The organism is Thiomonas sp. TH-17 (genome assembly GCF_057473305.1).
The window spans coordinates 17,685-29,677 of record NZ_JBYCKI010000219.1 but is presented as its reverse complement, the minus strand read 5'-3'; the positions used below and the strand labels follow the sequence as shown (position 1 = coordinate 29,677).

General features: G+C 68.3%; 7 protein-coding genes. 4 read left to right on the top strand and 3 right to left on the bottom strand.

Annotated elements, in window-relative coordinates; translation table 11 throughout:
* Together AC2VLV_RS13200 and mscL are read left to right on the top strand one after the other, a co-directional pair.
* On the top strand, positions 1 to 386 hold a 386-nt coding region (locus AC2VLV_RS13200), incomplete at its 5' end, for a CZB domain-containing protein (RefSeq protein WP_486990426.1).
* Positions 387 to 520: 134 nt separating this feature from the next.
* Complete coding sequence (mscL, locus tag AC2VLV_RS13195; RefSeq protein WP_486990425.1) at positions 521 to 943, top strand: large conductance mechanosensitive channel protein MscL; 423 nt, start codon at positions 521 to 523, stop codon at positions 941 to 943.
* 33 nt (positions 944 to 976) lie between these two features.
* Here the strand turns inward: mscL and AC2VLV_RS13190 are convergent, their stop codons facing one another.
* From AC2VLV_RS13190 to AC2VLV_RS13180, 3 genes are all read right to left on the bottom strand, one after another.
* Positions 977 to 2,998, bottom strand: a complete 2,022-nt coding sequence (locus AC2VLV_RS13190; RefSeq protein ID WP_486990424.1) for a CHASE2 domain-containing protein — start codon at positions 2,996 to 2,998, stop codon at positions 977 to 979.
* Between the two features lie 15 nt (positions 2,999 to 3,013).
* Positions 3,014 to 4,726 carry a FecR family protein gene (locus tag AC2VLV_RS13185; protein ID WP_486990423.1) on the bottom strand — a complete coding sequence of 571 codons (1,713 nt, stop codon included), beginning with the start codon at positions 4,724 to 4,726 and terminating at the stop codon, positions 3,014 to 3,016.
* A 70-nt stretch (positions 4,727 to 4,796) separates the two neighbouring features.
* Complete coding sequence (locus AC2VLV_RS13180) at positions 4,797 to 5,528, bottom strand: response regulator transcription factor (protein ID WP_486990422.1); 732 nt, start codon at positions 5,526 to 5,528, stop codon at positions 4,797 to 4,799.
* Positions 5,529 to 5,845: 317 nt separating this feature from the next.
* On the opposite strand from AC2VLV_RS13180, the gene AC2VLV_RS13175 reads away from it, so the two are divergent.
* Both AC2VLV_RS13175 and AC2VLV_RS13170 read left to right on the top strand, forming a co-directional pair.
* Positions 5,846 to 7,732, top strand: coding sequence for an autotransporter assembly complex protein TamA (locus AC2VLV_RS13175; RefSeq protein ID WP_486990421.1), 1,887 nt, complete (start codon positions 5,846 to 5,848; stop codon positions 7,730 to 7,732).
* Positions 7,732 to 11,928 carry a translocation/assembly module TamB domain-containing protein gene (locus tag AC2VLV_RS13170; protein ID WP_486990420.1) on the top strand — a complete coding sequence of 1,399 codons (4,197 nt, stop codon included), beginning with the start codon at positions 7,732 to 7,734 and terminating at the stop codon, positions 11,926 to 11,928. Before AC2VLV_RS13175 ends, AC2VLV_RS13170 begins: the two co-directional genes overlap by 1 nt.
* Positions 11,929 to 11,993: the final 65 nt, after the last annotated feature.

Genomic DNA, 11,993 nt, shown 5'->3' with positions numbered 1-11,993 from the left:
TCGACCCGGAAGAAGACCACTTCGACGGGCTCTATCTGGGGCAGGCGGTGCAAGGCCATCTCAACTGGAAAAAGCGCCTCAAGGCCATCATCGTCGAGGGTCAGCAAGATGATGTGGACATCGCCTCGGTCGCCGTGGACGACCAGTGCGCCCTGGGTCAATGGCTGCATGGCCGCGCCAAGGGCCGATACGGGCACCTGCCCGAATATGGACGCCTGCGCAAGATGCACGCCGAGTTCCACCTCGCTGCGGCGCAGGTGCTGCTCAACAGCCGCAACGCCCAACGTGAAGAAGCCGAAAAATTGTTGCGCGGCCCGTTCAGCGCCCTGTCCGATCAGGTTCAGCTGGAACTGGTGCGGTTTTACGCCGCAGCGCGGCCGAATTGATCGCTCCCGGGCGATAGACTGTAAAAAACCCTCTAAAAAGGGGAGTGGCGCTAGGGAATTGCCAATTTTTCCCGCAAAATCCGCGCCGTGCGTGAGGTATTCACGCCATTCCCCCACCCGTTGAGGAGCCCCGTATGTCCCTGATGAAAGATTTCAAAGAGTTTGCCGTCAAAGGCAATGTGATCGACCTGGCCGTTGCCGTGATCATCGGCGGCGCGTTCGGCAAGATCGTCGAGGCACTGGTCGGCGATGTCATCATGCCGATCGTCGGCGCGGTGATCGGCAAGCTCGACTTCTCCAATCTGTTCATCGTGCTGGGCAAAGTTCCTACAGGCACGGAAATGACGCTTGCGGCGTTGAAAAAGGCGGGGGTGCCGGTGCTGGCGTACGGCAGCTTCATTACCGTGGCCGTGAACTTCATCATTCTGGCCTTCATCATTTTCATGATGGTGCGCATGATTTCCAAGCTCAAGCACGCCGAGCCGCCGGCCCCTCCCGCCCCCACGCCGGAAGACACCGTGCTGCTGCGCGAAATTCGCGACGCGCTGAAGAAGTAAATCAGGGTCTGTGCCCCGTCAGGCCGCCAACACTCAGGCTTGCCGGGGCAGCTCGACCCAGAACATCGCCCCCTCTCCGGGCTGCGATGTCACGCCAGCGGAGCCGCCATGCTTTTCGGCCACCAGCCGCACGTAGTACAGCCCTAAGCCGGTGCTGCCTGACAGCGGCGTGCCCGGCCCCTCATTGGCCCGGCTGAAGCGCTGGAACAGCCGGGCGGACTGCGCCGCCGTCAGCCCCGGCCCCTGATCCCGCACCCAGAAGCGCACGGTGCGCGGCGCGAGTGTGGCGCCGAGGATCACCTTCGAGTCTGCCGGGCTGTGCTGCACCGCGTTGCGCAACAGATTGGTAGTCAGACGCTCCAGGGCGTCGAAATCGCCCCGCACCCAGATCGGATCGTCTGGAATTTCGCGGACAAAGCGCACCCCTTGCGCCAGCGCCTCGTCATAGGCGAAGTCGGCAGCCTGATGCAGCACCGAGCCCAACTCGATCTCGACCAGGGCCGACGGCTCCAGCGACTGCGCGCGCGACAGATCGAGGAAGCCTTGTGAGAGGTTCAGCGCACGGCGAAGCTGGGTGAGCAGGCGGTCGCGCGCCATAACGTCCATCTTGCCGGATTGCAGCAGTTGCACGGCACCGGCCAGCGGCGCGCGCACGTCGTGGCTGATGAAGGCCAGAGCGTCGTCGCGGCGGGTTTGCAGATCGCGCAAACGCTGCTGCGCGGCTTGTACCTCAAGAATGCGCCCCTCGAAACTCAGTCGCTTGTGCGCGGCCGGCGCATCGCCTTCTGGCGACTCGCGCACGGTGCGGCGCAACTGGCGCAGTTCACCGTCCAGATGGCGTCTGGCCGCCTCCAGCCGTCTCCAGCCCCACAAGGGATAGGCGGAAAGCGCCGCCGCCAGCGCGCCGCCCGGCGCGACCCACCAGCCAGTCAGCAGTGGCAGCGCGGCGGCGGCCCCCACCAGAACCAGCACCCAGGCCACGCTGGCAATCAGACCGCCCAGAGGCATGAGCCGTGGCAGCCAGAGCAAGGGGGCGAGGGCAAGCAGGGCCGTGATGAGCAAGCTCCAGACCACCGCGACGGTACGGATGAGCGTGCCATCGCGCAGCGCGATCAGGGTGTTGGCCAGCACTTCGACGCCGGGCATGGGCGCGCCCTGCGTCGTCACCGGGGTAGCGAGAAAATCGCCCAGGCCCGCGGCGGTTGCGCCGATCAGCACCACCTTGCCGCGCAGGGCGCCGGGCGGCACGCCGCCATCGAGCACCGCGCTCGCGGACAGGCGCGGCACCGTACCGCTGGGGCCGACGAACCGCAACCGCCGCAGGTCGGCGGCGGCCAGGGCGTAGGGATGCGGCAGCACGGCGCTCTGCGCGGGCCGTGGCGCGCTGCCGCGCACGGGCTGATGGGCGATGGTGAGCAGGGTCTGCGCCATGAGGGGCCAGACCGGTGCGCCCACGCCCTCCCAGAGATAGACGCTTCGCGCCACGCCATCGCCGTCGAGCTGCACGCCGATGCGGCCCAGACCCGCCGCAGCCGACGCAAGCTGGGGAATGGGCAGGCCTTCAACGATCTGCCCGCCGCTGCGCAGACTGTCGAGCACCACGGGCAGCGCCACCTTGCCGCAGGCCTGCAGCGACTGGGCCAGCGCGGAGTTGCCCGCCGCGTCGCTGCCCGCTTCGGTGAAGGCGATGTCGAGCCCGACCGCGGCGGCGCCCGCGCGGCAGACCGCATCCACCAGCCGGGCGTCGGTGGCGCGGGGCCAGGGCCAGGCGCCCACCCGGTCGAGGCTGTGCTGGTCGATGGCGACGATGACCACGTCCTGCGGCGGCACGACCGGCTGCAGCCGCTGCCCCAGATCGAACACCAGATGATCGATGCGCTGCAGCACCCCGCTGAGGCTCAGGCCAAGCGCCAAAATCAGCAGCAGAGCGCCAACACGCAGGATCTCCAGCCGGGGTCGCCAGCGGGCCGAGCGCGCCGTGCCGGGCTCAGCAGACCGAGCCAACCGCCGACGAGACTCGCCGAGGCGCAGCAAACGCGCGAATCCGGTTTTCACTGCGGCTTCACGACGTCACAGGGCGGGCAGCAAAGGAATCAGCAGCAGCCAGAGGTAGGGATAGCGCGGCGGCACATCGATGACCTGCACCACCGGTGGCCCCTGCGTGCCGTCGCTGTCGTCCACCAACCGCGCGCCGAGGTAGCGCTTGCCCGAAGACGGCCGCGGCAAGGTCAGCGCGCCGCCCGGCGTTTGCATCTGCGCCAGCGCCGGTTGCAGGTCGGCGTGGTCAGACAGCGTCAGCGCGTAATGTTGTCCTGACGGCGCGGCAGGCAAGTCGAGCAGCAGATGATCGCGGTCGAATCGCATCGTCGCCTTGGCCAGATCGGCCGGTCCGGGGCCCGGCACATAGCGGAAGGTCTGCGGCGGGCTCCACGGCCCCTGCCGCCCCTGCGCGTCGATGCTGGCCACGCGCCAGTGCCAGACGCCCGCGGCCAGATCGGCGGGCGGCGTCCAGTGCGCGCCCTGCTGTTCGACGTCGTACAGCGGCCGCGCGAAATCGTCCTGCGCGGCCAGTTGCAGATGGGAACGCGCCACGTCCAGCACCTCCGACCAGGCCAGCCTGGGCCGCGCCACGCGCACCGTCGCTCCGGCCGCCGGAGCGGTCAGCATCGGGAAAAAAGGCCGTGCGAACACGGTGAAGGCGTGCGACGCATCGAGACCCTGCAAGCCGTTGGCGTCGACCGCGCGCAGCCGCAGCACATAGCGGCCGTTGGGCAGATCGGCCACATTGAGAGTCTTGCCGGTACTGGTTTTCTGCACCAGCACCTGCGCTCTATCGCTCGCGGCCAGCACCTGGCCGAACCACGACACCGCGCCTGCCTGCGCGGGCAGTGTGAAGCGCAGCGGAAGCTGTTCAAACAGGCTCGGCAAGGCCGATACATCGGGCGACGGCAACAGCCGCACCGGCGGCAGCGGCGGCTGCCCCTTGCGCGCCAGCGATCCCATGCCGGCATCCACCCGCACCTGCGCGCCCGAGGCCTGCAGCTCGACCGCGCCGCCCAGGGTTTCCTCCCGCGTGGCCTCGGCGCCCACCCCGACGCGGAACTGCGTGCCGCGCACCACGGCCTGCGCCGACGGGGTGAGGATGCGCAGATGCTGATTGGGCAGGCGGCGAGGGTTGTCCTGAATGTCGATCTGCCCTTGCTGCAGACGCAGCCGGGTGTCGGCCATCAGTCCGTCGGCGTAGAGGCTCAGCGTGTCGAGCGTCAGGTCGCTGCCGGGCTGCAGCGCCAGACGGGTGCCGTTGGCCAGTTCGATGACGGCGCTGCCCGAATCCGGCACCTGTAGCTGCGCGCCGGCGGCCAGCGTCTGGCCCGGTTTGGCGTCTTGCCAGGCCTCAGTCGCCTGCGCCCGCCAGCGCACCGCGCCGAAAGCCTGCACCAGTTGCGCCTTTGAGGGCTGCTGGCGCAGCAGGTCGGCGGGAAACAGCAAGACGGTGCCCGGCGGAATCTGCCGCGACTTCAGCACCCGATTGTCGCGCTGGATCTGCGGCCACTGCGCCGGGTCTCGCAAATAGCGCTGGCCCAGACCGATGAGGGTGTCGCCCGGCCGGACGGTGTAGTGCCACATCGGTTCGCCCGAGACACTGGCTGCGGTTGGTGCGGTTTGCGCCAGCGCCAGAGTCGGCACCAGAATTGGCACCATCACCCACGCGAAAACAGCCAGCAGCAAAGCGCCCAAGCGGGCGGAAAGACGGGTGGAAAACAGGGAGGTCGAGTCACGCATCGGGGTCACATCCGGTTTGAGCCGCCGCCGACAAAAAGGCGGCAAACCGACATTCTCGGCCCGGACGCGTTCAATCGTCGAGTTCGGGCGGCACAGTCAGCGGCCCTTCGTCGGCGCTGCGGGCGCGCTCCAAACGGTAGCCGCGACCATAGACCGACACCAGGCGCCAGCCCGATTCCGGCTGCAGGCGCAATTTGCGCCGCAGGGCGCTGACATGCACGTCCACCGTGCGGGTCTCGACCTCCGGGCGCAGGCCCCAGATGGTCTGGATGAGAAAGTCGCGGGTCAGCAGACGGTTGACGTTCTGCAGAAAGTGCAGCGCCAGATCGGTTTCGCGGTCGGTCAGCTCAACCCGATCGCCCTGCACGAAAATCTGCCGCCGCGAGCAGTCGGCCTCGATTTCGCCCAGACGCAGCCGCGCTGCGGGCAAGTTGCTGCCCGAACGGCGCAGCACGGCCTGCAGGCGCGCCAGCAACACCGGGCGCGACAAGGGTTTGACCAGATAGTCGTCGGCCCCCGACTCCAGCGCCTGCACCACATCGGCTTCGGCATTGCGTCCGGTGAGGAAGATGACCGGGGGCACGTTGGCGCCCAGTTGCAGACGCAGTCTGCACAGCACATCCGGCCCGCTCAGGCCGGGCAGCATCCAGTCGAGCAGGCAGGCGTCGGCACCGCCGCGCTCGACGGCGCGGGCGAATTCCTGCCCGTCCGTGTAGTGCTGCACGTCATATCCGGCTTCGCGCAACCAGTCGGAAACCTCGTGGGCAATGAGCGGATCGTCTTCCAGGTACGCAATACGCAAGGCGAGAGTGGGTGGCACGGTTGAACTGAAAAATGTCATGCTGCTTGGCAGAGATAGGACAGAAGCAATCGATGCGGTACGACCTGAAATACGTACTCCAGAACAACAGTCGACTGCGCACAAAGGCATCGTCTTATGAGAAAACCGTGAATATGTTCACACTCCGAGGGGTTGTCGGCAAGTAGTGTCAGGGCATGGTTTACAAAGTTCGCGCCGGGAATCGACCTGGCGCAAGCCTAAGACGGGTGCGGCCAGTGCGCTTTGATCGCATTGGCCTGCCGACGCTGCCGGTGACATGCGGCATGAATAATGCGCGCATGCATCAAAAACTGGCCAGAAAGACGACTGCCGAGCGCCGGATCGGGCTCGGCGGAGTCGCCTTGCCGAGCGCCATCGCCTTTTTTGGCTTCGCTCTCGGCACCTGCTGTGCGCTGGCGGCACTGGCGTGGCCGCAGACTGCCGCGGCACAGACCGCGAGCCCCTCCCCCGCGCCGCCCGCTTCGGCGGCGCGGGCGGCTGCGCCAAAGTACGAGGTCAAACTCGACGTGCCGGAGGACCTGCGGGCCCTCTTATCTAATAATCTTGATCTGTTGCGCTGGCGCGACTTTCCGGGATTGCAGACCGATCAGATCGAGCGGCTGGCCGATGAGGCGCCCGCCCAGGTGCAGCGCCTGCTCGAGACGCAGGGCTTTTTTTCACCGCAGATCGCGGTGCGCGTCGAGTGCCCGCAGCGCTCAGAGAGGACAGAGCCGATCCGTGTGGTGCTGAGCGTGAATCCGGGCGTGGCCACTTTGGTGCACGCCGTCGAGGTGCAGGTCGACGGCCCCGACGGCCAGCCGGATGCCGCGTTGAGCGCGCGGCTCAGCCGCACCTGGACGCTCAAGCCCGGCTCGGTGTTTCGCGATGCTGACTGGGAATCGGCCAAGTCGCGGGCGCTCTCGCGCCTGCTGTCGGGGCAATGGCCGGCTGCGCGCATTGCCGACAGCCGCGCGACCATCGATCCGCAAACGCATCAGGCCCGCCTGCTGCTGCGGCTGGACACGGGCGCGGCTTATCGGTTCGGCCCGCTCCACATCACCGGGTTGCAGCGCTATCCGGCCAGCATCGTGGAGCGGCTGGCGCCGATGCAGCCGGGGCAGCCGTATTCGCAGACCGCGCTACTCGACTATCAGGCCGCTTTGCAGAACAGCCCTTATTTCCGCAATGCCGTGGTCGATGCCGATGTGCGTCAGGCGCAGGACGGCGTGGCACCGGTGGACGTGCAGGTGACGGAAAACCGGGCGCAGAAACTCAGTTTCGGCGTGGGGGTGAGCAGCGATACCGGGCAGCGGGTGCAGATGGGCTGGCGCGATCTCGACTTTCTGGGGCGCGCCTGGCGGCTGTCGAGCGAGGTCAAGCTGCAGACGCGCGAACAGAGCGGCAATCTGCGGCTGGCTTTCCCGCGCACCGCGATCGGCTATGACGACAGCCTCACCCTGTCGCAAGACCGCACCGACATTTCCGGCCTGGTCACGCGCAACAGCAGCATCGGGGCGCTGCGCGAGCGCACGCGCGGCCACATCGACACCGCGCTGGCGCTGCAGTATCAGGCTGAAAGCCTGCAGCCCGCGGGCGCCGCCTCCAGCGAGGTGCATGCGCTGAGCTTGAACGATAGCTGGACGTGGCGCGACATCAACAGCGTGCTCTATCCCAGTCGCGGCGCCATCATCAATCTGCAACTCGGCGGCGCCAGCAAGGCGCTGCTGTCGTCGGCCAACTTCATCCGGTTGTATGCGCGCGGGCTCGGCTACCTGCCCATCGACCGCAACAACCAGCTTGTTTTTCGCGCCGAGGCGGGCGCGGTGCTGGCCAATGGCGCCAGCGGCATTCCGCAGAATTTCCTGTTTCGCGCCGGTGGGGCCAATTCGGTGCGCGGCTACGCCTATCAAAGCCTCGGTCTGGTGCAGGGCGACGCCATCGTCGGCGGCCGCTACCTGTTTACCGCCAGTGCCGAGTTCGATCACTGGTTCACCCCTCAGTGGGGCGGCGCGGTGTTTTACGACCTGGGCAACGCGGCCGACACCTGGGGCGCGCTCAAACCCGTGCGCGGCTATGGCGCTGGCGTGCGCTGGCGCAGCCCGGTGGGGCTGGTGTCGGTCGATCTGGCTTACGGTCAGGCGGTGCACCAATATCGCCTGAACTTCAGCGCGGGACTGTCGTTCTGATGACCGAGCCGACCGCACCCACCCCGCCGCCCAAACCCCGCCGCCGCGGGCTGCGCCCGCTGCGCGTCTTGCTCTGGGTGCTGACAGCCGCGGCCGCCGTGTTGATCGCCGCCGCAGGCGCCGTGGCTTGGTTGGGCAGCGAGAGCGGTCTGCAGTGGCTGGCCGCGCGCACGCCGCTGCGGCTGGGCAGCACGCAAATCACCCTGAAATATGTGCAGGGCAGTCTGTGGAACTCGGTGCGCATCGGCCAACTGCAGCTCTCCACCCCTAGCTCGACCACCCTCCTGCACGACGCCCGGCTGCGCTGGACGCCAGCCGCGCTGTGGCAGCGCACCCTGCACATCCAGAACCTGAGTGCGCAGCGCATCGACGTGACGCAAACCCAAGCCACCGCCTCGACCGGCGCGCCGCAACTGCCCGCCAGCCTGCGCCTGCCGCTGCGTATCGACATCGACCATCTGGCCGTCGGCGCACTGCAGATCGGCCCGCCTGGGGCGCAGCAGTCTTACGGCAGCCTCAGCGGCCAGCTGCACTACGGCCAGGGCCGCTACCGTGCGCAGTTCACCGCCCTCACCCCCTGGGGCCACGCCCAGCTCAGCGCCAGCCTGGGCGACGCCGCACCCTACGCGCTACAGGCGAGCTTGAACGCCACGCACATCGGCCTGCCCGGCCAGGCGGCTGAGAGCAACGCTGCCGATCTGCGCGCCCACGGCGCCCTGCGCGACTTCACCCTCGACGGCACCCTGCAAATGGACGCCGCCCGTGCCCGTCTGCGAGCCCGGCTCACGCCATTCGATGCCACGCCGCTGCGCAGCGCCCGGCTCAGCTCGAACGCGCTCGACCCCTCGGCCTTCGACGCAGGGCTGCCCCGCGCCGCGCTGAATGTGCAGCTCGATCTCGGCCCGTCGAGCGCGCAGAGGCTGGTGGGCAGCCTGCGCATGCGCAACACCCTGCCCGGCCCGATCGACCAGCAGCGCCTGCCGCTGCACAGCCTGAGCGCCACGCTCGCGGGGGATGCGCAGCAGGCCAGCGCGCACGATCTGCTCATCGACCTGGGCGCAGGCGGACAAATCCGCGGCACGCTGCGCTGGACGCGGCCTGACCTGCAGGCCCGCCTACAGGTTACCCAGCTCAACGCCCGCGCACTCGACGGCAAGCTGGCCGCCACCCGCCTGTCCGGCCCGGTGGCGATCGACGCCAGCGCGCAACAGCAAAGCGTTCAGGCCACCCTCACCCAGCCGGGCTGGGACGTTCGCGTGCAAGCGCAGCGCCAGGGTGACACCGTGCATCTGCGCCACCTGCTGCTCTCGGCGCTGGGCGGCCGTCTGGAGGCGAGCGGCACCCTGTCCATCGCAGGCACGCAGGCTTTCAACCTGAGCGCCCGGCTGCGGCAGTTCAACCCCGCGCAATTCGGCGCCTACCCCAAGGCCACGCTGAACGCCGACCTCACTGCAAGCGGCGCCCTCGCCCGCCGTCAGGCCAGGCTCGCGCTGCAACTCGCTCCGAGCGTTTGGCGCGGCCACACCTTCACCGGCCACGCCCGGCTCGCGCTCGACCCGCAACGCCTGTGGGACGTGGACGCCGCACTCACCCTAGGCGCCAACCAGCTCAGCGCGAAAGGCGCATTCGGCCAGCCCCGCGATACCCTTCAATGGACACTGCACGCCCCGCAACTCGCGCAGATCGACCCCGCCCTGCAAGGCAGCGCCCAAGCGCAGGGCCAGTTGCAAGGCGGCTTGCAAGCGCCCTCGGGAACCGTCTCGCTGCAAGCGGACGAACTGCGCTGGGCCAACGCGCTCGCGCTGCAACACCTCAGCGCCCAGAGCAACTTCCGCACCGGCCGCGCACCGGCCGCCACCGCCTTGCCAACCGCAAGCGCCCTGCTCAACCGTCTCGCGGGCTCGCTGCAGCTCGACCTCGACGGCCTGCGCTGGACCCAGAGCGCGCAAACCGTGCAGATCGGCAGTTTGCACACTCAGGCGCAGACCACGGCGGGGCTGGACGGCCAACTGCAACTGGACGCGCGGCTGCAAGACCTGCGGCTCGCGTCAACTGCAAAAAGCAGCGCAGAAAAAGTGATCGATACCGCGACCCTGAACATCGCGGGCACCCGCGCCCAGCACACTCTGCTGCTCGCCGTCAAAGGCCAGTTGCCCCGGGGCAGCACCAGCACCACTACGCCCACATCGCTGCCCACCCCGCCGCCCTTGCCACTCGATTTCCGGCTGAGCGCTGCTGGCGGCTGGCACGGCGACCAGCAAGGCTGGCGCGGCCAGATCACCTCACTGGAAAACACCGGTCCGGTCGCGCTCAAACTCCAGGCGCCCGCAAAGCTCGATCTGGCGTTTTCCCCGCTGCGGCTGCAGGTTGAGCATGCTGCTGTAAAGCTGCAAGCCGGGCTGATCGATCTGGACAGCCTGCAGCTCGCCCCCGGCGTGTTGCGCACCGCGGGTCGTCTGCAGACCGTCCGCACCGCCGACCTGCTCGCCCTGAGCGGCATCGCCCCGGCGCGGCTGCGCGACACGCTGGTGCTTTCGGGCCGCTGGCAGATCGACGCCGGTGCAACCGTGAACGGCCAGATCCATCTGCAGCGCGACAGCGGCGATATCGCGCTGCAACTTGCCGCCGCTCCCGCCAAGCCCGTGGGCACCGTCACCCTCGCCCCGACCTGCGACGCCACCTTCGGCGCCGCGGCATCGCGCGGCGGGTTCATGCCGCTGGGCATCGGCCAGCTCGTGCTCGACATCACGGCGAAAGACAGCCGCGTGCAGGCGCAGGGCGTGGTGCAGACCGCCATGGGCACGGCACAGGCCAGCTTTGCCACCGAACTCAGCCGCCGCGGCGAGCTGTGGGGCATCGCGGGCGGCGCACCGCTGCAGCTCGACGCGGGCGCCGACATGCCCAGCCTGGCCTGGGCCGCGCCGCTGATCGGCTACGACTACCGCGCCGAGGGCCGTCTGCAACTCGCGGTGCAGGGCCGAGGCACGCTGGCCCAGCCGCAATACAGCGGCAGGCTCGATGGCCAGGCGCTGCGTCTGGCCTGGCCCGCACAAGGCCTCGATCTCAAAAACGGCGAACTGCGCGCTCACTTCACCGGCGACCGACTTCAGCTCGATCAGCTCCAACTCCAGGGCGGCAAAGGGCAGCTCACGGCCACTGGCGACGCACGGCTACAAAATGGTCTGCCGCGCGCCACTCTGGATCTCAAGGCCGACAAGCTGCAACTGCTCAGTCGGCCCGACCGACAACTCATACTTAGCGGCACGGCGCAGGCCCGCCTGGCCGACAAGGTGCTGGCCATCACCACCGATCTCACCGCCGACAGCGCCGACATCGCCCTGCCCCGCGCCACCGGGCCCACACTGAGCAGCGACGTGGTCGTCGTCGGCCAGACGCCGGCGGCGAGCAAGCCGGCGGCCGCCATGCCCAGCGCCGTGCGCTTCGATGGCACCTTCAACCTGGGCTCCAACTTCCACCTTTACGGCCAGGGCCTCGACGCCACGCTGGGCGGCAGCGTGCGCGTGCGCGCCGACAACGGTGCCACGCCCACGGCGACCGGCAGCATCGAAGTCGTCAAGGGCGAATACACCGCCTACGGCCAGCAACTACAGGTCACGCAGGGCCGCATCAACTTCGCCGGGCCGGTGGACAACCCCGGACTGAACATCACCGCCACCCGCCCCAACCTGCCCACTGGCATCGAAGTCGGCGTGACCATCAGCGGCAGCGCGCGGCGCCCGCTGGTCAAGCTCAGTTCCACCCCCGCGATGCCCGACACCGAAATTCTGTCCTGGCTGGTACTCGGCCAGCCGCTCACGCAGGTGGGCGCGTCCGACATTGGTTTGCTGCAGACCGCGGCGGCGGCGCTGCTCGGCCCCAGCGACGGGCAGCCGCTGCAAACCCGGTTGGCGCACGCTGTGGGGCTGGACAGCATCAGTGTGCAAAGTGCGTCCAGCAGCACCGGCACGAGCAGCACCAATGGCGCCGCGACCGCTGCGTCTGGCGGCGTGCAGAGCACCATCGTCACGCTGAGCAAGCGCCTGTCGGCCAGCACCCTCGTCACTTTCTCGCGCGGAATCGACGGGGTATCGAGCATTTTCACCATCCAGCATCAGCTCACCCGGCGTCTCTCGGTACAGGCGCAAACCGGCACCGAAAACGCGCTCGATCTGTTCTACACCTTCGAGTTTCAATGAGCAGGGGGAACACCCGGTCACTCCGGTCGTCATAAGATGAATCCATCCTTGCCACAGCGAGCTCC

Coding starts and splice junctions, on each gene's coding strand:
- mscL (WP_486990425.1), top strand. CDS start 521: ATGTCCCTGATGAAAGATTTCAAAGAGTTTGCCGTCAAAGGCAATGTG.
- AC2VLV_RS13185 (WP_486990423.1), bottom strand. CDS start 4,726: ATGCGTGACTCGACCTCCCTGTTTTCCACCCGTCTTTCCGCCCGCTTG.
- AC2VLV_RS13175 (WP_486990421.1), top strand. CDS start 5,846: ATGCATCAAAAACTGGCCAGAAAGACGACTGCCGAGCGCCGGATCGGG.
- AC2VLV_RS13170 (WP_486990420.1), top strand. CDS start 7,732: ATGACCGAGCCGACCGCACCCACCCCGCCGCCCAAACCCCGCCGCCGC.